17 protein-coding genes and 1 pseudogene are annotated in these 26,120 nt (G+C 40.8%); 8 read left to right on the top strand and 10 right to left on the bottom strand.

Annotated features, from left to right (window positions below):
- The first annotated feature begins 38 nt into the window (after positions 1 to 38).
- The 5 genes from DWZ47_RS13185 (at position 39) to DWZ47_RS13165 (ending at position 4,171) form a co-directional block, all read left to right on the top strand.
- Positions 39 to 590 (top strand): RNA polymerase sigma factor, encoded by a 552-nt coding sequence (locus DWZ47_RS13185; RefSeq protein WP_004300758.1) that lies wholly within the window; start codon positions 39 to 41, stop codon positions 588 to 590.
- Positions 574 to 1,623, top strand: a complete 1,050-nt coding sequence (locus DWZ47_RS13180; protein WP_117513437.1) for an outer membrane beta-barrel protein — start codon at positions 574 to 576, stop codon at positions 1,621 to 1,623. Before DWZ47_RS13185 ends, DWZ47_RS13180 begins: the two co-directional genes overlap by 17 nt.
- An 11-nt stretch (positions 1,624 to 1,634) precedes the next feature.
- Positions 1,635 to 2,159 (top strand): DUF4943 family protein, encoded by a 525-nt coding sequence (locus tag DWZ47_RS13175; protein WP_004304253.1) that lies wholly within the window; start codon positions 1,635 to 1,637, stop codon positions 2,157 to 2,159.
- Between the two features lie 178 nt (positions 2,160 to 2,337).
- Positions 2,338 to 3,063 (top strand): DUF4858 domain-containing protein, encoded by a 726-nt coding sequence (locus DWZ47_RS13170; RefSeq protein WP_117513435.1) that lies wholly within the window; start codon positions 2,338 to 2,340, stop codon positions 3,061 to 3,063.
- A gap of 169 nt (positions 3,064 to 3,232) precedes the next feature.
- Positions 3,233 to 4,171: an NAD(P)H-dependent flavin oxidoreductase gene (locus DWZ47_RS13165; RefSeq protein ID WP_117513434.1), complete on the top strand. Its 939-nt coding sequence runs from the start codon at positions 3,233 to 3,235 to the stop codon at positions 4,169 to 4,171.
- Positions 4,172 to 4,319: 148 nt separating this feature from the next.
- Here the strand turns inward: DWZ47_RS13165 and ald are convergent, their stop codons facing one another.
- The 5 genes from ald to DWZ47_RS13140 form a co-directional block, all read right to left on the bottom strand.
- On the bottom strand, positions 4,320 to 5,426 hold the full coding sequence (gene ald, locus DWZ47_RS13160; protein WP_004304250.1) for an alanine dehydrogenase: 1,107 nt from the start codon (positions 5,424 to 5,426) through the stop codon (positions 4,320 to 4,322).
- 129 nt (positions 5,427 to 5,555) lie between these two features.
- Complete coding sequence (locus DWZ47_RS13155; RefSeq protein ID WP_004311339.1) at positions 5,556 to 6,239, bottom strand: WG repeat-containing protein; 684 nt, start codon at positions 6,237 to 6,239, stop codon at positions 5,556 to 5,558.
- 440 nt (positions 6,240 to 6,679) lie between these two features.
- Positions 6,680 to 8,017 carry a RagB/SusD family nutrient uptake outer membrane protein gene (locus DWZ47_RS13150; protein ID WP_032843266.1) on the bottom strand — a complete coding sequence of 446 codons (1,338 nt, stop codon included), beginning with the start codon at positions 8,015 to 8,017 and terminating at the stop codon, positions 6,680 to 6,682.
- Between the two features lie 10 nt (positions 8,018 to 8,027).
- Complete coding sequence (locus tag DWZ47_RS13145; RefSeq protein ID WP_032854660.1) at positions 8,028 to 11,375, bottom strand: SusC/RagA family TonB-linked outer membrane protein; 3,348 nt, start codon at positions 11,373 to 11,375, stop codon at positions 8,028 to 8,030.
- A gap of 32 nt (positions 11,376 to 11,407) precedes the next feature.
- Positions 11,408 to 14,041: a zinc-dependent metalloprotease gene (locus DWZ47_RS13140; RefSeq protein ID WP_032843270.1), complete on the bottom strand. Its 2,634-nt coding sequence runs from the start codon at positions 14,039 to 14,041 to the stop codon at positions 11,408 to 11,410.
- Positions 14,042 to 14,239: 198 nt separating this feature from the next.
- On the opposite strand from DWZ47_RS13140, the gene DWZ47_RS13135 reads away from it, so the two are divergent.
- The 3 genes from DWZ47_RS13135 (at position 14,240) to DWZ47_RS13125 (ending at position 19,524) form a co-directional block, all read left to right on the top strand.
- Positions 14,240 to 15,892 carry a M23 family metallopeptidase gene (locus DWZ47_RS13135; RefSeq protein ID WP_117513455.1) on the top strand — a complete coding sequence of 551 codons (1,653 nt, stop codon included), beginning with the start codon at positions 14,240 to 14,242 and terminating at the stop codon, positions 15,890 to 15,892.
- Positions 15,893 to 15,917: 25 nt separating this feature from the next.
- A complete protein-coding gene (locus tag DWZ47_RS13130; protein ID WP_032843271.1) occupies positions 15,918 to 17,555 on the top strand; it encodes a C69 family dipeptidase in 1,638 nt (545 codons plus the stop codon).
- 223 nt (positions 17,556 to 17,778) lie between these two features.
- Positions 17,779 to 19,524 carry a phospho-sugar mutase gene (locus tag DWZ47_RS13125; protein WP_032854661.1) on the top strand — a complete coding sequence of 582 codons (1,746 nt, stop codon included), beginning with the start codon at positions 17,779 to 17,781 and terminating at the stop codon, positions 19,522 to 19,524.
- 360 nt (positions 19,525 to 19,884) lie between these two features.
- On the opposite strand, the gene DWZ47_RS13120 is transcribed toward DWZ47_RS13125, so the two are convergent.
- The 5 genes and pseudogenes from DWZ47_RS13120 to DWZ47_RS13095 form a co-directional block, all read right to left on the bottom strand.
- The gene (locus tag DWZ47_RS13120; RefSeq protein ID WP_117513432.1) at positions 19,885 to 21,060 is read right to left on the bottom strand and encodes a DUF418 domain-containing protein; all 1,176 of its coding nucleotides are present in this window, start codon (positions 21,058 to 21,060) and stop codon (positions 19,885 to 19,887) included.
- A gap of 9 nt (positions 21,061 to 21,069) precedes the next feature.
- Positions 21,070 to 22,120: pseudogene (locus tag DWZ47_RS13115) on the bottom strand (acyltransferase family protein).
- Between the two features lie 81 nt (positions 22,121 to 22,201).
- The gene (locus DWZ47_RS13110) at positions 22,202 to 22,765 is read right to left on the bottom strand and encodes a Crp/Fnr family transcriptional regulator (RefSeq protein ID WP_004304240.1); all 564 of its coding nucleotides are present in this window, start codon (positions 22,763 to 22,765) and stop codon (positions 22,202 to 22,204) included.
- A 7-nt stretch (positions 22,766 to 22,772) separates the two neighbouring features.
- Positions 22,773 to 23,567, bottom strand: coding sequence for an NAD(+) diphosphatase (nudC, locus tag DWZ47_RS13105; RefSeq protein ID WP_255421419.1), 795 nt, complete (start codon positions 23,565 to 23,567; stop codon positions 22,773 to 22,775).
- A 544-nt stretch (positions 23,568 to 24,111) separates the two neighbouring features.
- Positions 24,112 to 25,812 (bottom strand): ABC-F family ATP-binding cassette domain-containing protein, encoded by a 1,701-nt coding sequence (locus tag DWZ47_RS13095; RefSeq protein WP_117513429.1) that lies wholly within the window; start codon positions 25,810 to 25,812, stop codon positions 24,112 to 24,114.
- Positions 25,813 to 26,120: the final 308 nt, after the last annotated feature.

Genomic DNA, 26,120 nt, shown 5'->3' with positions numbered 1-26,120 from the left:
GCAGACATACGTTCGATTTTAAAAAAAAGTAATTGACTTTGGAAAACGAGATAGAACTGATAAAGGGCTGTCGGGCAGGAAAGGATTCAGCCCGAAAGGAACTTTACACTCTCTATTCCAAGCAGATGCTGGCGGTATGTTTCCGCTATACGGGCGATATGGATGCGGCGCACGATGTACTGCATGACGGTTTCATCAAGATTTTTACCAACTTTTCGTTCCGGGGTGAGTCTTCACTTTGTACATGGATTACCCGGGTGATGGTTACTCAATCACTCGATTTCCTGCGACGGGAGAAGCGAGTCAGCCAGTTGGTAGTGCATGAAGAGCAGCTTCCCGATATACCGGATATATCGGATTCGGGAGGAGGGGCTGGAATCTCCGAAGAGCAGTTGATGGCTTTTATTGCCGAATTGCCGGATGGTTGCCGAACCGTTTTCAACCTTTATGTGTTTGAAGAGAAATCGCACAAGGAGATAGCCAAGATGCTTCATATTAAAGAGCATTCATCTACTTCGCAGCTGCACCGGGCCAAATATTTGTTAGCAAAAAGAATTAAAGAGTATAGAAATCATGAAGAAAGAAAATGATGAAATAACCGATCTGTTTCGCACGCGTCTCGCTGATGCCGGGATGAGTGTACGGGATGGCTTTTGGGAAGAGCTCTCGCAGGAAATTCCTGTGGCTTGCCAGCATCGTCGTCGGATTCTGCTCTTCCGTGTAGCGGCTGCGGCATCTGTATTGCTTGTTTTGGCAGCCTCGTCGGCTACTTTCTTGTATTTCTCTCCAAAGGAGGAAATGGAAGAAGCATTTACAAAGATAGCCGTGACGAATGGAGGACAGATGGATGGAGATGGAATACGCGTCAATCAGTTGCCGTTGCCGGTAGAACCGGTGTTGCCGAAACCGGCTCCGAAATCTTACGGTATGCTGTCGCAATATACGGAGGAAGAAGATTCTCTTTCAATCACTTTCTCTATGTCGTTTTCTTTTTCTTCCACTACTTCTACGGGAAATGGCAACCGATATGGTAATCAGGGGCATAATGGTTATTGGCAGGCAACAAACGGTAATACAGGATCATCTGTCGCTTCGGAAGAACAGTCGAATGTCGATATGTCTCAACCCAAAGCAGTGAAAAAGCATCGCTGGGCGATGAAAGTTCAAGTGGGTACAGCACTTCCGGCAGATAACGGTACTTATAAAATGCCGGTTTCCGCAGGGGTGACGGTAGAGCGTAAGTTGAACGATTTTCTTGGCATAGAAACCGGATTGCTCTATTCGAACCTCGGTTCTGCAGGGCAGCACTTGCACTATCTGGGAATCCCCGTTAAAGTGAACGTGACGTTGGTAGATACGAAAAAAATCGACCTTTACGCTACTGTAGGAGGAATAGCCGATAAATGTATTGCCGGTGCACCGGACAACAGTTTTAAAGAAGAACCTATCCAGCTGGCAGTGACTGCCGGTATTGGAATCAACTATAAGATTAATGACCGACTTGCTGTTTTTGCCGAACCCGGAGTTTCGCATCATTTCAAGACAGATTCGAAATTGGCTACGGTACGAACAAAACGGCCGACTAATTTTAATTTACTTTGCGGACTTCGCATGACGTATTAATCCTTATGAAAATGAAAAAAACACTACTAATGCTGTGGATGGCTGTTTGCCTGATCGTATCCTTTACAGGATGCACCAGCGAAGAAATGGATTATAACAATCCGGATGTTGCTCTTTTTGTGAAGCAATTGAAGTCGGGTACGTACAAGATGAAGAATGAAAAAGGGGTGGTGGAGGTTCCTCATTTCACGGAAGAGGATATCCCCGAACTTTTAAAATATGCAGAAGATCTGACTATTATCCCTTCTTTTCCGTCGGTTTATAATATGAACAACGGTAAGATTCGGTTGGGTGAGTGTATGCTTTGGGTGATTGAATCTATCCGTCAGGGCACACCTCCGTCATTAGGTTGCAAAATGGTATTGGCGAATGCTGAAAATTATGAAGCAATCTATTTCCTGACCGATGAGGAAGTACTCGATGCAGCCGCTTGTTATCGTAGTTGGTGGGAAGAACGCCAATATCCGAAAACGAGATGGACAATTGATCCGTGTTACGATGAGCCGCTTTGTGGATCGGGTTATCGTTGGTGGTAATAAAGGGGGGAGGAGCCTTCGGAAAGTAAAAAATAGGAAACATTCATGTGGGAATATTTGTTTGTATCAGTAGTCTTTTGCTGCTGACAGGGGGATTATTACACTCAAAAGATAGCCTCTTATACGTGCAAATGTATATGAAGTGCTCCGAAATATAGGTAATGAAAGAATAAAAAGGATGGATGGATTAAAACGGGTTATAACAACGATGGCACTGTGCCTGGCCGCTGTATTTGCATATTCGCAAGTATGGACGGCGCAAGATTCTTTGCATTTGAAGAAATTGCTGGAGAGTGACCAGGAGTTGCATTTAAATATGGATGCTGTGAAGTCGATTGATTTCGGAAGCGCAGTGGGTACTCCCCGGATGTCGGAGGAGAAAAGCTGGATGATGCCTGACGAATCGCTTCCTGAAGCGTTGCCTAAACCGAAAGTGATGTTGACTCTGATGCCATATAAAGCGAATACCCGCTATAACTGGGATCCCATCTATCAGAAGAAGATAAAGATCGATAAAAATACCTGGCGGGGTGATCCTTTCTACGAGATACGCCATCAAAGATCTTATTCAAACTGGGCACGCAATCCGATGGCAAAGGGAATGCGTAAGTCGTTGGATGAGATACAGGCGAGTGGGGTACGTTTCCGTCAGTTGGGTGAACGTGCTAACGGAATGATGGTGAACACGGTAGTGATGGATGCACCTATTCCCTTGTTTGGTGGGAGTGGAGTGTATATCAATGGTGGAACTATCGGCGGACTTGACCTGATGGCTGTCTTTACAAAAGATTTCTGGAATAAGACGGGACGGGATAACCGTGCCCGCACATTGGAAGTGTTGAGAACTTATGGAGATTCTACCACTGTGTTGATAAATAAACCAATTGAACAGATTGCCCGTTGAAGGCGTTATAATGATGTGTTGATGTAGCAATGCGCTAATGTGCTGACTAGAGAATGTTTGTAATTGAATAATTAGTATATTTGTGTGTTGTTATGTTGGCGCATTGTTATATAGCTCTGTCACTATTATTGGTATCTTAGTATATTAACACATAGATAAATTATTGGTTATGAATAGAATTACTTCTCTTCTGGGTATTCGGTATCCTATTATTCAAGGTGGTATGGTGTGGTGCAGCGGTTGGCGTCTTGCTTCTGCTGTGAGCAATGCCGGTGGACTGGGATTGATCGGTGCCGGTTCCATGCATCCGGACACTTTATGCGAGCATATCCGTAAATGTAATGCGGCCACGAAATTGCCTTTTGGTGTAAACATTCCTTTGATGTATCCCCAGATAGAAGAGATTATGAATATTGTGGTGGAAGAGGGAGTGAAGATTGTTTTTACCTCTGCCGGAAATCCGAAAACGTGGACTGGGTGGTTGAAAGAGCGTGGAATAACGGTTGTTCATGTTGTTTCTTCTTCCCGTTTTGCTGTAAAATGTGAGGAGGCTGGGGTAGATGCGGTAGTGGCAGAAGGGTTCGAAGCCGGAGGGCATAATGGACGCGAAGAAACAACGACTTTCTGTTTGATTCCCGCTGTACGTGAGGCTACAACATTACCTTTGATAGCCGCAGGAGGTGTCGGTACAGGAGAAGGAATACTGGCTGCTATGGTGTTGGGAGCCGAAGGTGTACAGATAGGAACCCGTTTTGCTCTTACTGAAGAGAGTTCAGCGAGTCCGGTATTTAAAGATTATTGCTTGAGTCTCGGTGAAGGGGATACTAAGTTGTTGTTGAAAAAGCTGGCTCCGACACGTTTGGTAAAGAATGCTTTCCGCGAAGCGGTGGAGAAGGCTGAAGATAGTGGTGCTAGTGCAGAAGATTTGAGAACTTTATTAGGACGGGGGCGTGCTAAAAAAGGAATCTTCGAAGGTGATCTGGAAGAAGGGGAATTGGAGATCGGACAAGTTTCGGCAATCATATCCCGTCGGCAGTCTGTGGCAGAAGTAATGAACGAATTGGTAGCGGCTTATCAACGGGCGGCAAAGAAAGATTATTTATTTTAAAGATATAGCTCACCACAGAGTAATACAAAGTCTTGCTGAGTTTTTTTAAAGATCATCAATCGAAAGCGTAAGACATTGAGATGGTCTTATTTGGAAAAAAGAAAAAACTCTGCAAGGCTTTGTGTTACTGTATGGTGAAAATGCATAGTTATAGGCTGATAGGATCGTACTTTAAACCAAATACGTCGGCTACGGCCTTATAAACGATTTTTCCTTCTACGATATTTAATCCGAGTGCTAATGCTGTATTTTCTTTGCAGGCTTTTTTCCATCCCTTATTTGCTAAAGCGATCACATAGGGGAGGGTAGCATTGGTCAGTGCAAGGGTGGAAGTGTAAGGTACAGCTCCTGGAATATTAGCTACTGCATAATGAACGATTCCATCTACAATATAGGTCGGTGCACTGTGAGTGGTCGGGTGAGAGGTTTCAAAACATCCTCCCTGATCGATTGCTACATCTACTAATACTGTGCCGGGCTGCATCATTGAAAGCATCTCTTTGGTAATCAAATGTGGTGCTTTATCACCGGGAATCAGTACAGAGCCGACAACTAAATCTACATCCGGCAATTCTTTTCTGATTCTTAGTTCGGATGCGTACAATGTCTTTACATTCTTCGGCAGTGTCTCGCTCAAATAGCGCAGACGTGCCAGATTTATATCTGTAATAGTGACATCTGCCCCCATTCCAGCAGCCATTTGTGCGGCATTGCTACCTACAACTCCACCTCCTAAAATTAATACTTTAGCTGGTTTAACACCTGGTACACCTCCCAAAAGGATACCTTTTCCGCCTTGCGGTTTTTCCAGAAAACGGGCACCTTCCTGGATAGACATACGTCCGGCAACTTCACTCATGGGAATTAATAAAGGTAATGAGTGGTCTGCTTCTTCTACAGTTTCATAAGCCAGGCATATTGATTTGTTGGAGAGCATGGCGAGGGTTAACTCCCGGTCGGAAGCAAAATGGAAATAAGTGAATAGTAACTGTCCTTTTCTGATTAAGTTATATTCGGTGATTATCGGTTCTTTCACCTTTACAATCATCTCGGCAGTGGCGTAAATGTCTTCTATTGTTGGCAGGATATGCGCGCCGACAGCTTGATATGCTTCATCCGGAAAACCGCTATTTATTCCCGCTGTATGTTGGATAAATACCCGATGCCCTTGTTTTACCACTTCCGCCACTCCCGAAGGTGTCATGCCTACACGGTTCTCATTGTTTTTGATTTCCTTTGGTACTCCGATAATCATAATGTTGCGTATTAAAGATTTAACATGTTCGAATGTACGAAACATCCCCTTACGTTGTTATTCGTAAGGGGATGTTTTAGAACAGAATGCCTTGCGTGTTGAGATGAATAAATGCGTAGAGTGGTTGTTTTATAGACATTCACTGCCCTGTTTGTTGATTTTCATGCTTTTTCCATAGAGACCCACTCGAGCTATGTTGTTATAAAAGGGTTCTGCAATATCGTACTTAAAAGGAAGTACTTCTTCATTGTCTTTGTTTATATACCCCCACTTGGACGACTGACTTTCAATACAAACAGCAGCCAATCCTTCAGAGAAAGAGCGTCCATTATCATATTCCAGGGGAATGACAACTTCTCCTTTCTTGTTAATGAATCCTATCTTATTGTGTAGCGAGACGAGAGCTAATCCTTCCGCGAATTGTTCTATTTGACTGTAAGTCGGTGGAAGAATGTAGTTTCCTTGTCTGTCAATCAATCCCCATAATCCATCGTGGCATACCCGTGCACATTCTTGTTCAAACGAGTGAGCGGCTGTGTATTTAAACGGAATCTGTATTTGTCCGGTATGGTCGATGAATCCGTATTGAGAATTGAGTACTACCATCCCTAATCCTTCTTTAAAAGAGAAAGCCCGTTCGTACATTAGAGGAATGACAACGTCATATCCTTTATTGATGTATCCCCATTGGATTTTTCCTTTTACCGGAGCCAATCCTTCGGAGAAACGGCCAATTGCCGAGAAGCGCTTTTTCTTATTAGCTACCCCATAAGCTAAAAAAGAAGCGAAGAACTTTGTAATAGTGCTGCTCATTACCTTTATTGTTTGTGTGGTAAGCGTCCGGATACCATATATATACAAGAGAAGCGTGGACGTCGTTAGTTCATTCTATTCAAGGCTCTGGTAAACCTATTGGGAAATGAACAACAGAGTCCACGCCCTTGCATATAACAAAGACGTGAACGCTTAGTTGCCATTATCTCCCCAATTAAAGAATTTACCAGATTCTGAATAGAGATAATATTCTAAACGCTTCTACGTTATTAATCGTAATAAGTCGCTACAAAGATACGGATTTCTTGTTAAAGAACAATGCTTTTAGGGGATAAAGATTTAATGGTGAATGAGGTAGGTGTACAAAATGAGAAATGGCTAATAGATAGATTAAAAAAAGCTCCTTTTACGCTTTTGGTAAAGGGAGCTTTTTAGTCTATGATGTCAGGCGGTTTGTTTCTATGAAAAATGCTTGGTTATTAGTTTAAAAGTCCGGGATTAGCATCAATTGCATCTTGTGGAATACGCAATGTGTAACGGGAATCATCTTGTACAAGTGTGTAGGTTACATCTTCAATTTCTTTTTTGATTTCCGGTCGGGTAGTTCGGCGTAAATCAAACCAGCGATGGCCTTCAAAAGCAAGCTCGCGAGCACGTTCTTTCAGAATTTCTGTGACTAGCTTTTCTTGGCTCATCGCATTTATTTCATTCTTTTTCTGCTCATAACCTTCTGATGTATAACGATTCTCTATTAGTTTCAAGAGCCGGGTACGTGCTTCAGGTAATTTGTTTAAATGTGCAGCAGCTTCTGCTGAATTTAAATAAAGCTCTCCGGTGCGGAAAGTACATTTGAATTTAGATTCACCACTTTTGATGGAAGTATAATTTCCATTTTTATTTGCTTGATAATACTTGTTTGGACGTAGATCTTTTTCTTCCTCATATTCTTGTAAAAATGAAGGGTAAAGTAAGAGTGATCCGGCATAATCGCTATTTGGAAAAACTTCATAGGCAGTGATCATTTCTACAGATGTAAATTCATTAGGAAGTTTGCCTCCTTCATCATTTAGGTTTACCAATGTCGATTTTCCGGCTAATACACGTTCCGAAGCTTCATAAGATTTGCTCCATTCACCCATGTATAAATATACCCGTGATTCCATAGCATCTACTGATAATGTTGAAAAACGGTATGAATATTGAATTTCCCATTCTTTTTTATTAATCAGTTTCCGTGCTGTTTCTATATCAGATAAAATAGAGGTATATATTTCCTTTACAGTATTTCTTGATGGTATTTCTTCTAAATCAGTATTGAGTTTTAGAGGAACTGCTTTGGTTTCTAATGCTCCGGTAGCTGTATAAGGTTGTCCATAAAGATTGACCAATATGAAATGCATATATGCTCTCATGAGGTAAGCTTCTCCAACTAATTGATTAATATCTTCTTGGCTTCCTTCTGATATTTCATCTTTTTTATCGATGATTGCGTTGGCATAATAGATATTGGTATAATAGGCCGCCCATCCAAATTGTCTCGTACTTGCATTCGGATTAACATCATTCCATTTTTCAACATCTCCTAAAGAATTTTTGGAAGTGGCATCAGACTGTAATATGGTTGCGATATCTGTTCTGATTTCGCATATTCCTCTGTCATTGAGTGCTGTATTGTAAGCTGTTGTGAATAAAGCTCTGTATTCAGCTAGCGTATTGGGAATTACTTGGCCTACTGGTTGTATGTCCAAATAACTATCACAGGAAGATAATAACAGGCTTCCTATTAATGTGAATATATAATATATTTTCTTTGTCATAATATATTTTTTAAAAGTTAAGACTTAGATTGAAGGTAATGGATTTGGGAACTGGGGTAGAGTATAGGTTGCCCATTGATTCCGGATCCATATAATTATCATAATTAGAGCTGATAACGAATAGGTTACGAGCCTCTAATCCTACAGTTGCTCCGCCGATACTTAGTTTATGAAGCCATTCGGATGGAACCCGGTAAGCAAGACGTATATTTTGTAGACGTACAAAGCTTAGCTTTTTTACCCAGATATCCAGTGATCTGTAAATGTCATTTCGAGTACTGAACAAGTAGTAGTCGGCCGGATTGTAATTGTACGTTGCTAATGCAGGGAACTTTCCTGTTGTATTTTCCGGTGTCCATCTATCCAGTATGTCTCTATTCATATTGCGCCCTGGGTCTAAGTCAGATACATTATAACTTGGAGTTGTTTTTACGTGTGCTCCAAAATTATATGAAAAATTCAGATTCAGTTCCCAATTTCGGTAATTGAACGTATTTAGAAAACCGCCTGTGTAGGGAGCATCTGACGTTCCAACATAGCTGTAAAAGTCTCTTTGTTCTTCAGTACTTGGTCCTATTTGGTAAGTGCCAAGACCATCTTCATTCGATGTCATTCTGAATAACTCTTCTACAGTGACAGCTTTCCCCTCTTTATTCTCAAGATAGATTTGTCCTGTATCAGGATTTATACCTTTTGTTTTTAGTGCAAAGATTGCACCTACGGGATATCCTTCCAGACTAGGAGTCACTTGGCTTTTATCTGTAAGTACTTTTAGTACTTTATTTTGATTATATGCGAAGTTGAAAGTAGTGTACCAAGAGAAGTTTTTAGTGGTGATATTACGTGTCTGCAGGTTTATTTCTACACCTTTATTTTCCATACTAGCCCAGTTTATAGACATATTAGTGAATCCATTTTCTAAAGCTAATGCTTTAGAACCAATTAAGTCTGTTCCTTTTCTATAGTAGTAATCTACACTAAGATTGATGGCTTGATTGAGTACAGAAAAATCTATTCCTAGATTGTAAGATGCTGTTTTTTCCCAGCGTAATTTACTGTTGGGAGCACTATTGATAATAATATTTTCTTCACTGTAACCTGGTAAAATATTCACATTATCATATTTTCCGACTAGGAATGGAGAGGTTCCCTTATCAATATTTCCTTGTAAGCCATAAGAAAGGCGAAGAGCTAAATTATCAATCCATTTGTATTGTCTAATGAACGATTCATTAGATAAACGCCACAAACCGCTTACCGAATAGATTGGTAAGAAACGGTATTTCTTATCTACTCCGAATAAATCAGAACCATCCATGCGCACACTTCCTCCCAATGTATAACGATTCATTAAAGTATATGAACCATTGGCAAAGAAAGAAGCAAAAGCGTTTTCCTTGTACGATTTAGTTTTTAGATTCCAATCATTGGCTTGTGCTTCATCTTTAAATATGAGATTCTGGAATGTTAGTTTCTTGGGATCATATCCGTATCCGGTTGAGGCTTGGTTGTCTACCCAGTTTTTGCGAATTTCCGAACCAGCCATTATTTGTATGTCATGTATATCCCCAAATGTGTTTTTGTATTCTCCTTGGATTTTCCATGTGAGTTGTGAGGTTGTACTATTAGTTGTTTTAAGCATGCCTCCTTCTGGTATAAGATAGGTTTGTACACCATTTTTCCAATATTTATTGGTTTCACGTATATTCCTAATATTATATGAATTTATCCCGGCATATTCTTCTTGCGACAATTGATCCCATTGCACACCAATCTGTGAATAAACTTTCCACTGATCGTTAAAACGTAGCTGAACATCAAAGATAGAATTGATGGCTGTGGTGACAGATTCTTTATTGGTGTTTGCTCGTTCTTCGAATATATTAAAGCCTTGCTTTTCATCTGTTTCATTACTTCTGACTACGTCGTAATCGTAAAGGTAGTTTCCTTGTTCGTCAAACGGAGCAAAGTAAGGGTTGGCGATACGTGAATAATATATAGGGTTAATAAGTCCGTAAGTATCAGTCATAAATGTGTTATTCTTGCGTCTGTTGGCAAAAATAGACATTCCAATTTTTAATATTTTGTTGATTTGGTAAGACGTTTTACTGGTCAGATTAAAACGGCTCATGCTTACACCTGGTACATTTCCGTTTTCTTTGACATAACCAAGTGAGTTGTAATAAGTAACCTTTTCGCTACCACCGGAAATGCTAAAGTTATATTCTTGCGTGAAAGCATCTCTGAATAATATATCATTCCAGTCTGTATTGATTGTTTTCAGTTTGTTTATAGCATTTTGGGCTTCAGGTGTCAGTCCGTTCCACCCCTGTTCTTTATAGATGTCTATTAAGTTATATTGTTTCATGATAGCAGCAACTTTTCCTTTTTCAGGAAATACCGGTATCGGATCTGTTAATCCCCATAATATGTCAAACCGTGCTTCTTTTAATAATTGAAGTTCCAAATCGACTTTCTCTTCCGAGTTTAGTAAGTTGAGTCGTGAAGTATTGAGATTTGGAGTATAAGTCAATTTAGTATTGAAGTTAATAACAGGTTTTCCGGTTTTTCCTCTTTTGGTTGTTACCACAATTACGCCATTTGCAGCACGTGCACCATAGATAGCAGTAGCAGCTGCATCTTTTAATATCGTAATGCTTTCAATGTCGTTTGGACTTAAACCTGCGATAGAAGATTGTGACATATTTACGATGTCATTATCGTTGTCTTTGTTGATTTCTGGAATGTCCGTACCCTCCAAAGGTATCCCATCCAATACCCACAATGGGTCTTGTGTTCCATTTAATGAAGCCGTACCACGAATACGAATACGTGCTGGAGCTCCCGGTGCACCAGAAGTTGTCGTAACAGCTACACCGGCGATTTGTCCTGCTAACGCCTGATCGATACTTTTTGCAGCACCTACCATTCCATCTGTAACATCTACTTTGGCAATGGCAGCAGTCAGTTTACGACGTTCCAGTTCTTGATAACCAGTTACTACTACGTCTCCTAATGTGTGTGATGAAGCTTGAAGTACAATACGATAAGTATCTTTTCCTGTTTGTAATATGATGTTTTGTTCTTCAAAACCTATATAACTACAATGTAGTCTGGTCACCTTTTCCGGAATGGAAATGGAGAATTTACCATCCATATCAGTGATAGTACCTAGAGAAGTCTGTGATACTCCGGCTTTTTTCAAATCGTCTGCATTAACATATACAGAAGCACCGATTAGAGGTTCATTGTCTTCACCGGATATGACGACTCCGGTGATTGTGCGATTAGCAGCGTTGGCTACAGCCAACGTGCTAACAAGAAAACATATAAGAACGTATAAATATTTTTTTCTCATCAATATAGATTGTTAAAGTGATTGATTTTGTTTTATTTGATTCCCAAAGCCGTATTAATACGTAGAATCATATCCTCATAATGATAGCGTGCAGCAGTATCAGAAGTGCCGAGACGGCTCTGCAACAATTTCTTGATACGTAATAGCTCTCCGCGTTTCACCGAGATAGCATCAGAAATACGGTTGAGCTGACTACCATAGAAGTTAAGCACACGTGGAGCGCCCATTCGGTCTTCTTGGCGAAGTGCCCGTTGTTCGGCTGCATAACAGCTGCAGAAAGGAGTGGCATGGTCAAGCAGGAAATGCTCATTTGCAATCTTCTTGTTGATTTTTACAGCTTCGGGTTCTGCGGCTGCTGTAAGTAATGCATCGAGGAAGTTTTTCTGCAAAGAACGTTCCATTACGTTGGGGATGCCACCACGTTCGGTAATACCGAAAATGTTTTTATGAAGTCCGTCCATAAGCTCCACTACTGTGAAGGCTTTTTTCCCGTTGACAGACTCATTCTCTATCATACGCATCAAACGGGTGTTGCCTAGTAAATCCCAAAGGATATAGGCTTGGGCGTTCTTTAAGATTTGCGTAGGAGCATTCTCCTGTTTTCCGATGGGAGTATTACGAAGTAGATAAGTATATTGTCCTACTTCCGTGTCAAACAGCCATTTAGGATATGTTAATACTTCATCCATCAGAAATTTTAGTGAAGCTTGTTGTTTCTCTTTCTCAACGAATGTATAAGTCTTGACGCCATCTCCAACAATTGTATTTTCAATGTAGATACCGCCAATATTGGCAAGGACATGATATAAATAGTTGTTCCATTGGTTGATTACTGCATAGTAGAGGCGTGATGCTTCTTCATAAGTTTGTCCTTTCTCGCCGGTAGTAGTCCATTGAAGAATTTGCGGAACAATACGTTTCAGATTCTCAATGCCAAGTAAAGAAGAACGAACCGGATCATCACCTAAATCTTCGTTCTGTGCACGTGGATCTACCGCATCACGTACATCCTGTGCTTCACTATATTTATAAAGACGATCAGTATGTTTGCTCAAAAAATCGAATAAAACATCCTTTTCTTCTTCCGGAGTCTTCTTTCCGTACCAACGATAACCATATTCGATAGCAAACATGTCATAAGGACCGATATGCGGAGAAAGAACTTTCACGCCATCTCCTGGTTGTGCGATATAATTGAATCGTGCATAATCCATGATAGATGAAGCGGTAGAATTCATTCTGGAAGTGAATGCTTCGGAACGTAATGAATCCGTCGGGAAAGCCCATGATCCCATCATATTGTGACGGAGTCCCAATGAGTGGCCTACCTCATGGCAAGCAACGAACCGGATGGCATCTCCCATTAAAGCATCGGGTAATTGCACATTGCGTGCTTCCGGACACACAGTTCCAGTTTGCACAGTGATCCATTCGCGTACCATAGAAAGCACATTGTGCCACCACATAATATCAGCTTCCAGAATTTCTCCGGAACGTGGATCTAACAGAGAAGGTCCCATTGCATTTTTCTTTTCTGAAGCTGCATAAGTCAGTACGGAGTAGTTGACATCGTCCATATCTACATGCATACTGTCCGTGATTTCCTTGGCGATAATCGCATTCTTGAAACCAGCCTTTTCAAAAGCAATCTGCCAGTCCTCAATACCTTTCTTAATGTACGTACGCCATTGGTAAGGCGTTGAATTATCAATGTAGAATACGATTGGTTTGGCAGGTTCCACAAGCTGACCTTTCAGATAAGCCTCCCGGTCTTCCGGTTTAGGCTCCATACGCCAGCGAGTGATATACTGTGTTTTATCCGTACGTTGTTGTGCATCACTGAAACTTAATAACGGATTAGTGAAATAACCGACCTTCTGATTGTCGAATCGCCCCATCATCGGCTTTTCGGGTAACAAGAGAATAGAAGAGCTAACTTCCACCGTCACATAAACTGTGGTGGTTCCTTCTGTAACTCTGGTGGTCAACTCGGAAGTTGCCACGACATTGTTTGAAAAGGATTTGATGGATAAAATACGTGATAAGTTCTTGATAGCCGAAGTACCCAGATTGATATTAGTAAATACATTATTAATACTGGTTTCAGTACCGTCATAAATATCATTCACCTTGATTACTAATGCAGTAGAATCTGCATTAATCGCTTCGATTTTGAATGCGGCAATCAACGGAGAGATAAAATTATCCTTTACCGAACGGAAGATAGCATCCGTTTGGGGGGCCAGAGGTAATGGGCGTTGTTGTCGTAGCATTAGTTTGCCCGTAGCTTTATCCCATTCCATGCAAACCATCTGATTCTCGTAGTTTACTCCACGGTTTACACCTGCATCATTAAGTTCGGCAGGAACTCGCTGCAGTTTGTTGACAACTAATAAATCACGTCCCAAAAGTGAGGTAGGAATTTCAAAATAATAGTCATTCTTCTTTTGGTGTACAGCAAACATTCCTTTTGTAGTTTTACTGTCTTCCACTAATTTTTCGTAGTCGCTTTTACTCTTCTCTTCTTTCTCTTCTGGTTTCTTCTTTTTCTTTTTAAACCAACTCAGATTTTCTGTAGCGGGGGTAGTTGCAAATGCCGAGAGCGCTTCTCCACTCAGCAATATACATGCAATGACCGCTGCCATTACTTTTACATACATTCTCATTGAGTCTCTAACTTTTAATTATAATTAAAAAACAGCCACAAAAGTACTAATATTAATAACATAATGACTACTGATTTGCAATGAATATAACATTAAAAAGAAATATTAACTAGAATCTAAGGCCATCATTCCTCCCAGATATTTCATAGTTTAGTGGGAATAGTGTACATTTGCGGGAGTAAAAAAGTGAATGGAATGATGAGACGATATATCACAGCTTTGATGCTAGCTTGCTGCATCGGAGGGTATGGACAAGAGAAAAAGCAAGCTACCTTTGTGCCTCCTTTTGACTTTCCTCTTACATTGAGTGGAAACTTTGGCGAAATCCGCTCCAATCACTTCCATGGCGGGCTGGATTTTAAAACAGGCGGAGTGATCGGTAAACCCGTTTGTGCTCTCGCTGATGGCTATATTTCACGTATTCGTGTCACGAATGGATCGGGATATGTACTTGATGTCTGCTACCATAATGGTTATTCAACTATCAACCGTCACTTGAGTGGTTTTGTTTCTCCCATTGCCGAAAGGGTGGAGAAACTTCAATATGAAGAAGAGAACTGGGAAGTGGAGATTGTTCCCGAACCGGGAGAATATCCGGTAAAAGGAGGTCAGCAGATTGCATGGAGCGGAAACACCGGATATTCGTTCGGTCCGCATCTTCATCTGGATGTGTTTGAAACGGAATCGGGAGATTATATTGACCCTATGCCTTTTTTTCAATCGAAAATAAAAGATACGCGTGCTCCGAAAGCGGATGGCATCATGTTTTTTCCGCAACCGGGCAAAGGAGTTGTGGATGGAAAGCAGGAGAATAAAACGATTCTTCCCAATAGCGAACGTCCCGTGGAAGCATGGGGAGTGATAGGTATGGGTATCAAGGCATACGATTATATGGATGGCGTAAGTAACCATTATGGAGTTTATTCTGTTGTGCTCGCGGTAGATGGGAATGAAATATTTCGTAGCACAGTAGATCGCTTCTCACAGGAAGAAAACCGGATGATTAACTCTTGGACGTATGGACAATATATGAAATCTTTTATTGATCCGGGGAATACGTTGCGTCTGCTGAAAGCGTCGAATGATAATCGTGGTTTGGTGACGATTGACGAGGAACGGGATTATCAGTTCTTATATACGTTGAAAGATGCTTTCGGAAACACTTCCAACTATCGTTTTACCGTACGGGGCCGGAAGCAGCCGGTTGAACCGTTGAATCATCGAGAGAAATATTATTTCACCTGGAATAAGACTAATTATTTGCAAGAACCGGGATTGAGCCTGGTTATTCCGAAAGGAATGTTGTATGACGATGTCCCCCTCAATTATCAGATGAAGGCGGATAGTGGTGCCGTTGCTTTTACTTATCAACTGAATGATAAGACGGTTCCATTGCATGCAGCTTGTGAACTTCGTATCGGGTTGCGTAGAAAGCCGGTTGCCGATACGACCAAATATTATGTAGCCCGTATCACTCCGAAGGGAGGAAAGTACAGCGTAGGTGGAAAGTATGAAGATGGATACATGAAAGCCGCTATCAGGGAGCTGGGAACTTATACTGTTGCCATCGACACCATTCCGCCGGAGATTATTCCTGTCAATAAGAACCAGTGGGGAAGAAACGGAAAGATTGTCTATCGGTTGAAAGATCAGGGGGCGGGAATTGCTTCCTATCGTGGAACGATTGATGGTAAGTATGCACTTTTCGGACGCCCCAATATTGTGAAATCGTACTGGGAATGTGTACTTGATCCGAAACACGTGAAGAAGGGCGGAAAGCATACTGTCGAGTTTACAGTGACCGATGGTTGTGGGAATGAAACGATAGCTCGTGAAAGCTTTGTTTGGTAAATTACTAAAAGTGAATCATATATTTATGAAAAGAAGAATTATTCTTTGTGCTGCCATGTTTATGGCAGCTGTGGCGAACACTTTCGCTTGCACTAACCTGATTGTTGGAAAGAATGCGTCTGCCGATGGCTCGACGATCGTTTCCTATTCTGCTGACTCGTATGGCCTGTTCGGAGAACTCTATCATTATCCGGCTGCTACCTACCCGAAGGGAACGATGTTGAAAGTGTATGAATGGGATACCGGCAAGTATCTGGGAGAAATAGAGCAGGCACGTCAGACTTACAATGTAGTCGGTAATATGAATGAATATCAGGTTACGATTGGTGAGACGACTTTCGGCGGACGTCCGGAACTGGCGGATTCCACAGGGATTATTGATTACGGAAGTCTGATTTATATTGGTTTGCAACGTTCGCGCACTGCCCGTGAAGCAATTAAAATCATGACCGATTTAGTGCAGCAATACGGTTATTATAGCGAAGGAGAGTCCTTTACTATTGCCGATCCGAACGAAATATGGATCATGGAAATGATTGGTAAAGGTCCCGGAATTCGTGGAGCTGTTTGGGTAGCTGTACGTGTGCCTGATGACTGCATTTCGGCTCATGCTAATCAGTCACGTATCCACCAGTTTGATATGAATGACAAGGAGAACTGTATGTACTCTCCGGATGTCGTTTCTTTCGCTCGTGAGAAGGGATATTTTAATGGAGTAAATAAAGATTTTAGCTTTTCGTTAGCTTATGCGCCTCTTGATTTTGGTGCTCGTCGTTTCTGTGAGGCACGTGTGTGGAGCTATTTTAATAAGTTCACGGATAATGGAAAAGAGTATCTTCCTTATATTGAGGGAAAGACCGATACTCCAATGCCTCTTTTTGTGAAACCGAAACATAAACTGTCTGTACAGGATGTGAAAGATATGATGCGTGACCACTATGAAGGTACGCCTCTTGATATTTCCAATGATTTCGGAGCAGGTCCTTATAAGACGCCATATCGCCTTTCTCCTCTGAACTTCAAGGTAGACGATAAGGAATATTTCAACGAACGTCCCATTTCCACTCAACAAAGCGGATTTGTATTTGTTGCACAAATGCGTGCTCATAAGCCGGACCCGATAGGTGGTGTACTTTGGTTTGGTGTGGATGATGCCAACATGACGGTATTTACTCCGGTCTATTGCTGCGCAACGAAAGTTCCGGTATGCTATACCCGTGTAGATGGAGCCGATTATATAACATTCTCTTGGAATTCAGCTTTCTGGATTTTCAACTGGGTATCTAATATGGTCTATCCGCGTTATGATTTGATGATCGGTGATGTACGGGAAGCGCAGAAAGAAATGGAAACGACTTTCAACAATGCACAGGAAGGCATTGAAGAGATGGCTGCCAAACTGTTGGCTAAAGATAAGAACGCAGCAGTTGATTTTCTGACAAATTATACAAATATGACCGCACAGAGCACTTTCGATACTTGGAAACAATTAGGTACATTCTTGATTGTGAAGTATAATGATGGAGTAGTGAAGCGTGTTAAAGATGGTAAGTTTGAACGTAATTCTATCGGACAACCTGCCGGTGTGATCCGTCCCGGATATCCGAAAGAATTCTTGCAGGAATATGTCAAACAGACTGGCGACAGATATTTGGTAAAATAAGAATTGAAAATGAAAGATTAAAAATGAAAGATTAAAAATGAAAGATTAAAATGGGCTGACAAGTTGTTGCTGTGGGATGGCTATTTACTTTTAATCTCTGGTTTTTAATTTTTAATTTCTAATTTTTAATTGAATACCTAGGATTTATAAACTTATTATTTTACATTTGTGTGCTCGAGAAATTGATAATAAATAATTCATTAACCAATAAATAACAATCGAAATGGAAAATCAGGAACTTATTAAACAGGTCACTGAAAAAGCCGAAAAATGGCTAACCCCGGCTTATGATGCTGAAACCCAGGCTGAAGTGAAACGAATGTTGGAAAACGATGATAAAACCGAACTTATTGAAGCTTTCTACAAAGACCTTGAATTTGGTACTGGTGGTTTGCGTGGTATCATGGGAGTAGGTAGCAATCGTATGAATATCTATACGGTAGGTGCTGCCACTCAAGGGCTTTCCAACTATCTGAAGAAGAACTTCAAAGACCTGCCACAAATTTCTGTAGTAGTCGGTCATGACTGCCGTAACAACAGCCGTTTGTTTGCAGAGACATCTGCTAATATATTCTCTGCCAATGGCATTAAAGTATATCTGTTTGACGATATGCGTCCGACTCCGGAAATGTCTTTTGCTATCCGTCACCTCGGTTGCCAGAGCGGTATCATTCTGACTGCTTCTCACAATCCGAAGGAATACAACGGTTACAAGGCATATTGGGACGATGGTGCACAGGTATTGGCTCCACACGATAAAGGCATCATCGACGAAGTAAATGCCATTGCTTCTGCTGCTGACATTAAATTCCAGGGAAATCCTGATTTGATTCAGATTATCGGCGAAGACATTGATAAAATTTATCTGGACATGGTGAAAACCGTTTCTATTGATCCGGCAGCTATCGCCCGTCACAAAGATATGAAGATTGTCTATACTCCGATTCACGGTACAGGTATGATGTTGATTCCGCGTGCATTGAAGATGTGGGGATTCGAAAACGTATTCACTGTTCCCGAACAAATGGTTAAGGACGGTAACTTCCCGACTGTCGTATCTCCGAATCCTGAAAATGCGGAAGCTCTTTCTATGGCTGTAAACCTTGCTAAAGAAATTGATGCTGAACTCGTAATGGCTTCCGATCCGGATGCTGACCGTGTGGGTATCGCTTGTAAGGATGACAAGGGTGAATGGGTACTGATTAACGGTAACCAGACCTGTATGATGTACCTTTATTATATTCTGACTCAATACAAACAACTGGGTAAGATTAAAGGTAATGAGTTCTGTGTGAAGACAATCGTTACTACCGAACTTATCAAGAAAATCGCAGATAAGAATAATATCGAAATGCTTGACTGCTATACTGGATTTAAATGGATTGCCCGTGAAATCCGTCTGCGTGAAGGTAAACAGAAATATATCGGTGGTGGTGAAGAAAGCTATGGATTCCTTGCCGAAGATTTTGTTCGTGATAAAGATGCTGTATCTGCTTGCTGTCTGATTGCTGAAGTTGCCGCATGGGCAAAAGATAATGGCAAATCTTTGTATCAGTTGTTGCTTGATATCTACGTAGAATATGGATTCTCTAAAGAGTTTACCGTAAACGTAGTGAAACCGGGTAAGAGTGGTGCTGAAGAAATCAAAGCAATGATGGAAAACTTCCGTGCTAATCCTCCGAAAGAATTGGGTGGCTCTAAGGTGATCTTAAGCAAAGATTATAAGACACTGAAACAGACTGATGATAAAGGTAACGTAACTGCCATCGATATGCCGGAACCATCTAACGTTCTTCAATATTTCACAGAAGACGGTAGCAAAGTTTCTGTTCGTCCTTCAGGTACAGAACCGAAGATTAAGTTCTATATGGAAGTTCAGGGTGAAATGGGATGCCGCAACTGTTATGCTTCTGCCGAATCTGCCGCCATGGAAAAGATTGAAGCAGTGAAAAAATCATTGGGTATCTGATTTTGTCTCTTCTGAAATTTCAGATATAGATCATAAAAAGATAAATAATAAAATAGCGCCTCTATAATCTTTTGAAGATTGTGGAGGCGCTTCTTTTTTCTCTGTACATGCCCCTGATTCTGCCTATTTTCGGGTATTTTTCCTCACTTGGTACAGTTCTTTCATTTCCTTTGCATTCTTTAAGTCCACTTGCAAATCCTTCTTGCGAGAATCTTGTTGTATTGGCATCATCTCAATTTCAACAGGCAGGCTGCGGATATACACATGTGTTGTTGATGCTTTAGAGTGATACGTTCAGTTTCATATTCGTAAGTTGTTCGTTTGTAGTTGTGCATATTTCGTAGCCTGCTTTTCTTCCTGTCATTTCTTGGTTCCGATCCAAGTCCATTTATGCCATATTGTCTCCAATGGTCCTTGTTTATGGTTAGATAGCCACCATTTGCAGAACTTAACCTGTAACAGGAAAAGAACGATACCTATAATCAAGCTAAGAGTATATCCACAGTAAGGAGCAAGATAAAGCCCGAATGGAAAATAGATAATAGCTCCTAAAATAGATTGGGAAATATAGTTGGTCAAACTCATTTTTCCGTAGAATCGTAGGTTGGATACGGCTTTCTTGAATTTATCTTTCTGATAAAGCAACATGAAAGAAGAAACAAGTACAATCGTGAATGCAAACTTCTGCCACATATCAAAAGCAGTACCTACTGTTTGCTGAATCAGACTGCTGTCACTTTGCATGATCTGTTCTTTCAGAGAATACAGTGGCGCGAAACTGATAGCTGCAATAATAAGTGCTTTCATCCAGAACTTCAAATGAGATTCGGTAGTTACGAACAATTCTTTGCGTCCGATATATAAGCCAAACAGGAAAAGTCCGGCAGTCTGCAAGAAACGTCCGGCACCGATAGCCCAAAACAGGCTTGCTTTCTGTCCTAAAGTAATATTACCTATCAGAAAATCCCAAAAGTTTCCGGCTTTGGTGTATTCCGCTACTTCAGCATACATGGCTCCAACATTCAAATCGGGTAGGGTATAGGCAGGATTGAAAAGGCTCATTATATAATGAAACCATTCAATCGGTTGCAGTGAAAACAAGATGGCGGTGATTAGAATCGCTTTGTCACTCCATTTACGTACGATAAACAGTACAAGACTGACTACAACAAACAGAAGCAGGACATCTCCTGCCGGGAAGAAAGCGGCATTCAGAGTGGCGAATCCTGCCAGCAATATCATTCTCCATAAAAAGCGGTAACCAAAATCTTTTCCTTTCAACTGCTGGTTGTGCGACTGGATATAGAAAGTGAATCCGAAAAGCAGAGCGAATATTGCATAAGACTTTCCGGCAAGCAGTGAAAATGTCGCATTAAATACTCCGGCATCCAAAATGGTGAGCCATTCAGGAGAACTTTCCGGATATACAGGGAAAATGAAATGCTCCAGGTTATGAACCAGAAGGATGGCCATTACAGCAAATCCTCTAAGAGCATCTACTACTTCAATTCGGGGTGTTTTTGTTGATAATTCCATGGGGCTAATTTATGATTGTTTTTTAGTTAGTATTCGTTTTACCCATCTATTGGCAGGCTTTTCAAAATAATAATAAGAAAGTAAGCTAAGCGCAATAGTGATGCAAAAAATGACGGGGACACTTATCATCCAATGTATGTGCCATTGATACAGAGTAGCCATTTGGAGGTATGTGAGTATAATAAATAAATGTATCAGATAGAAACTATAACTGATTTCTCCTCCTATCACTAAGCCCCGATTGGATAGTAACCGGGATATATACCCTCTTTGTAAGGCAAAGATAAGTATCACCAAAGAAACGGGTAGCCAGTAGTAACAAGAATAGCGGTATACTTTGGGAATGTTTGCGGCACAAAAATAGAAAACAAAAAATAAAATGACTACTCCTATTTCTAATAGTGTTCCAGTGGAATAAGAAATCTTTTTGTTGAATATCGACCGATAAAACTGATAAAGTAAAACACCTACAAAAAAGTCCGGCAGGCGGGTGATTGGATTTACATACCAGTATGCTTTTATTTGTTCTTCAGCAGTCAGATGCATACCTGTCAGCATAACCAGCAGGCAGATGAAAAGAGTGATGCATAAATTCCGTTTACTATTTAAGAAAGGAATGATGAGGGGGAAACAGAAATAAAATAACTGTTCGCAGCCCAAACTCCACGAAGGACTATTGAATGAGAAAAAATAATCTGCAGAAGGGAAGAACGGTTGCAATAAAAAAGTGGAAGCGGTGAAGTGTTTTATCCAGTCTGTCGTATCGTTGTATTGAACAGACCCTCCTATACATGCGGCAATTAATAGAGTAAGTAGATGGAGGGGATAAATGCGGGCAATGCGTGCTACCCAAAAAGTACGTTTGGTGGTGGTCTTTTCCAATAACTTTTCTTCATAATTATAGGTAATAATGAAGCCACTAAGGATGAAAAAAAAAGCTGACTCCAACAAATCCTTCTTTAAAGAAGTGTGTGTCGAAGCTCGGATCCAGAACATAACAATGTGCCCCGAATACCATCAAGGCAAATAATATTCGTAAAGAAGTTAATGTGTTAATCACGATACTTATCAGTTTTTTTTGTATTCGCTGACAAAAGTACTGCTTTCTTGTGATATAAAAATTCACATAGATTAAAAAGATTCAAGATTCGGAGCGTAGGCGGCTAAGATGTTGGGGAGTCATGCCTAGAAAGGAGGCTATATATCCCAATTGGGCACGGTGAATGACATCGGGTTGCTCACGTAAAAGTTGTTCATAACGTTCTTTAGCCGGAAGATACAATCGGTTGATATGGTGAATATCCATGTACAACAAACATTCCTGATGAATGACACGTCCCCAGTTGGCAATTTCTATATTAGTTTCATAAATTTGATTTAAATCTTCAATACGTATGGCATATAATTCACAATCTTCCAGTAATTCTACATATTCGTATCCCGGTTGATTATGATATAAATCTTTCATGGCAAAGGTAATATCACCTTCGCGTGAAAACCAGATCGTGATTTCTTCTCCGTCACGTAAACAATAGGATCTACAAAATCCTTTTTCAATAAAGTAGACGTGGCGGTCTAGTACTCCACCGTGTATTAGTAAATGTTTTTTGGGAAGCTCCATTTTCTTCATATAACTGAAGAGTACTTCCAAAGAACTGTCGGATACCGGATAATACTGTCGGATTCCTTTGATGATATTTTCCATGTTTGATTTATTCATTTGGATGCTCTATCCACCAATCAATCATCTTTCGGGCAAGGCTAAGTTTTCTGGGAAGTTCGGGTAAATTGTCTCTTGTATAAAAGTCTCCCGAACTCAATTCTTCATCTTGGAGGTTGATTTCCCCTCCGGCATAATCAGCAATAAAGCCGACCATTAGTCCGCTGGGATAAGGCCAGGGCTGATTACCGAAATAAGTGATATTTTTTACATCCAGTCCGGTTTCTTCTTTTACTTCACGTGCTACACATTCTTCTAGCGTTTCTCCGGTTTCCAGAAATCCGGCAACGAGACTGTTGAATGTTCCTTTAAAATTGCGGGCGTGCACTAAAAGTAGTGAATCTTTTTTTCTCACTAATACAAGAATCGCTGTGGAAATGGAAGGATATACCTCCCGGCCACATTTCGGACAACGCTTCATGATAGATTCTTTCTGTTCCATAGGCGTGCCGCAGGCGGAACAAAAGCGGCTGTTTCTATCCCAATGCAGAATCTCATGTGCTTTTCCTGCTGTCTGATAATGAGACAAAGGAAGATATTCATAGGAGGCACGAAGCCCTATCATGATCCATTGCTCCGATTCTTCAATGGGAGAGGAGAGGGAGAAAGCCTTGCAGTTTCTCCCTTCCAGTGTAGTGATATTGTGTACGGTTGTTTTTTCTTTAATAACAATAGGAGAGCTTTCTCCACATGGGACGGTATATATACCATCCTCTTTTTTCTCAAGAAGCAGTTGGTCTTTGTAAAAGATAAACCACCATGATTGTGCTGTCTGATTCATTTTAATTCTAATTCTTGATCTTCGCGCTGCGAAGTTATAAAAAAACTAGATTGATATTTAGACTTATCAGATAAAATACAGGGCAACTGCACCAAAATTTGATTCATAACGGTACGGAAATGAACTATTTCACCACAGAGGACATGGAGGACGCAGAGGTTTCAAAGTTCTAATTCATAGATAATTATAACCTCTGTGTCCTCTGTGGTGAAAAGAATCAAAACTGCATAGAAACGAGTTAAACGGTGCGCTAATGAATGGGTCCAGGGTGAGGGGTAGTGAGGGTAGATTTATAACTTTCGTATTTTTTTTTATAGATAAAAAAGGAGATAGTATAGAAAATAATAAAATAAAAGGTTATAAATCTCCCCTCACTACCCCTCCCCCTGGACCCATATCTTATAATAAAAAGATAACGGGGAATCTTAAAAACTCAATCATCTTTTTCAGATTTACCACAACGTTTCCAGAATACTCTATTATTTTATTCAAAACTGTGCGGATATGAATTAAATTTTGGTGCGGTTGCCCTGGATAAAATATCAATAGACTAACTCAATAAAATGCATTGTTCGACACCAATTTCCTGAATAAAATAATTGTCGTGTGAGATTGCTATCACAGTACCTGCATAATTTTTGATAGTAGCAGTGATAATTTCAATACTTTGTATGTCCAAATTGTTGGTAGGTTCATCCAGGATAAACATATCAGGGGTATTGTTACTAATCATCAGACAGCAGAAAGCGAGACGCATTTTCTCACCACCACTAAGTTTCCGGCAGGGTTTGTCCCATTCGGATGCAGGAAACAAGTAACGGTTTAGAATAATCTTTATTTCATGCTCCGGCAGATTCCGGCTGTTGAAAGCGTAAGCCTGTTCAAGAATACTGTTCCGGTCGTCAATGATCGAATACTCTTGATTCAAATAGACATAGCTAAAGTCCGTCCGCGTCAGGGTTCCTTCCTGTGGTTGAAGTTGGCCGGTGATTAATTTCAATAGAGTTGTTTTCCCGCTACCGTTGGTTCCTTCTATACGGAGGCGGTCTCCGCTCTTTAGCTGAAAGCTGACAGGAGCTTGCCAAAGCTGTTGTTTTGAGATACTATTTTCCTGAATATCATTGCTATTCGGATTGGGATGATAACCTGTGTCAGACGAATTTATTTCATCATTTGTCAGAATATCATTGTTAACCGAATTGGAATGATAACTGAAGTTAATCTCTTTTGCTGTCACTAATATCTTCCCGGTATGAAGCGAGGAACTATTGAAGTCGGTTTTTAATGCAGCAGTCGGAGAGAGCGAACCTCGAAGCTGGTTGCGTTCATTTGTTAATTTCTCGGCTTTTTCCTGATGAATGCCAGTCAGTTTACTAGTGCTCTTCTCGGATTTCCCTTGGAGTGCGTTCAATACAATGCGTGGAACTCCTTTTTTTATATTACTCTTTTCGCCGCATACATTCTGTTTGTCCCTGCGTTCGGCCGTTTCGCGAGCCACTTTACGGGCAATACGTAGTGCCTTTTCTTTTTCTTCAATACGTTGTTGCAATGCTTCCTGCATCAGCGTTTTTTGTTCTTTGTAGAATTCGTAATTTCCGCCATAATAATTGATTTGATGCTTCTCCAATTCGCAAATCTCGGGGAGAAGATTGAGCAGGGTACGGTCATGACTTACCACCAACAGGGTGGAACGATATTTCTCTACCCAGTCATATAAACGTTGTCTGCCGGAAGAATCGAGATGATTGGTCGGTTCATCCATAAGTATGACAGATGGATGATGGATGTCCATACCTGCCAGGAATACGCGGGTCTTTTCGCCGCCACTAAGCAGATTCATCGGGTAGGATAGCGTAAACTGTCCTAATCCCCATAAATCGAGAGCGGCGATGGAACGTTCTTCGATATTCCAGTCATCATTTAGAATGGTGAAATTCTCGTTTGAGACATCTCCTGCCAGGATAGCGTGCAGAGCTTGCTGTTTGCGCTCTATTTGAAGAGCCTGTGCGATGGTCAGTGAATCATATTGCCCGAAATGTTGCGGGATATAATATAGGTCGTCCGGGCGGACAATGACACCGGAAGAGGGTGATAACTGTCCGGCAATAATTTGTAGCAAAGTAGACTTGCCACAACCATTGTTACCGACTAATCCTAGTTTCTGCCCTTTACTGATGGCGAAATTGAGCTCACTGAATAATACATCTTTATCCGGATGGATATAGCTGATTTGTTGGATACTGATAGACATGATGATCTATTGGGTTTGAGGTTGAAAATAGAGTGAAAAAAATCACAGGATAGGGGAACGACAAACACAATACTGGCTAAACAACACGGATTTCGTGATGCTTAACAAAATAGAAAAAGCATATAAGAAAAGTGATGTTTACTTAGAAGTGTTGTCTTACTTAGTAATTCTCATTGCGGTAGGTATATAGTTTAACTTGGTGGCAAAGATAACACTTTCTATTAGATTTCACTCTATTAAGACTGAAAAAGAATGAGTTTCATTTATTTAGAGGCTCCGTTTACCTCATTCAGAGCCTCCGATTACTC

It is taken from the genome of Bacteroides sp. AF32-8BH (assembly GCF_003435205.1).
Classification (GTDB): Bacteria; Bacteroidota; Bacteroidia; order Bacteroidales; family Bacteroidaceae; genus Bacteroides; species Bacteroides ovatus.
Note: the sequence above shows the minus strand (reverse complement) of the source record. Positions and strands in the feature narration are given on the sequence as shown.

Excerpts from the sequence above, each read along its gene's own strand:
- DWZ47_RS13110 (WP_004304240.1), bottom strand. The coding sequence starts at position 22,765 with ATGGAAAATATCATCAAAGGAATCCGACAGTATTATCCGGTATCCGAC.
- DWZ47_RS13125 (WP_032854661.1), top strand. The coding sequence starts at position 17,779 with ATGGAAAATCAGGAACTTATTAAACAGGTCACTGAAAAAGCCGAAAAA.
- DWZ47_RS13120 (WP_117513432.1), bottom strand. The coding sequence starts at position 21,060 with ATGGAATTATCAACAAAAACACCCCGAATTGAAGTAGTAGATGCTCTT.
- ald (WP_004304250.1), bottom strand. The coding sequence starts at position 5,426 with ATGATTATCGGAGTACCAAAGGAAATCAAAAACAATGAGAACCGTGTA.
- DWZ47_RS13130 (WP_032843271.1), top strand. The coding sequence starts at position 15,918 with ATGAAAAGAAGAATTATTCTTTGTGCTGCCATGTTTATGGCAGCTGTG.
- DWZ47_RS13095 (WP_117513429.1), bottom strand. The coding sequence starts at position 25,812 with ATGTCTATCAGTATCCAACAAATCAGCTATATCCATCCGGATAAAGAT.
- DWZ47_RS13155 (WP_004311339.1), bottom strand. The coding sequence starts at position 6,239 with ATGAGCAGCACTATTACAAAGTTCTTCGCTTCTTTTTTAGCTTATGGG.
- DWZ47_RS13150 (WP_032843266.1), bottom strand. The coding sequence starts at position 8,017 with ATGACAAAGAAAATATATTATATATTCACATTAATAGGAAGCCTGTTA.
- DWZ47_RS13145 (WP_032854660.1), bottom strand. The coding sequence starts at position 11,375 with ATGAGAAAAAAATATTTATACGTTCTTATATGTTTTCTTGTTAGCACG.
- DWZ47_RS13140 (WP_032843270.1), bottom strand. The coding sequence starts at position 14,041 with ATGAGAATGTATGTAAAAGTAATGGCAGCGGTCATTGCATGTATATTG.
- DWZ47_RS13165 (WP_117513434.1), top strand. The coding sequence starts at position 3,233 with ATGAATAGAATTACTTCTCTTCTGGGTATTCGGTATCCTATTATTCAA.
- DWZ47_RS13180 (WP_117513437.1), top strand. The coding sequence starts at position 574 with ATGAAGAAAGAAAATGATGAAATAACCGATCTGTTTCGCACGCGTCTC.
- DWZ47_RS13170 (WP_117513435.1), top strand. The coding sequence starts at position 2,338 with ATGGATGGATTAAAACGGGTTATAACAACGATGGCACTGTGCCTGGCC.
- DWZ47_RS13175 (WP_004304253.1), top strand. The coding sequence starts at position 1,635 with ATGAAAAAAACACTACTAATGCTGTGGATGGCTGTTTGCCTGATCGTA.
- DWZ47_RS13135 (WP_117513455.1), top strand. The coding sequence starts at position 14,240 with ATGAGACGATATATCACAGCTTTGATGCTAGCTTGCTGCATCGGAGGG.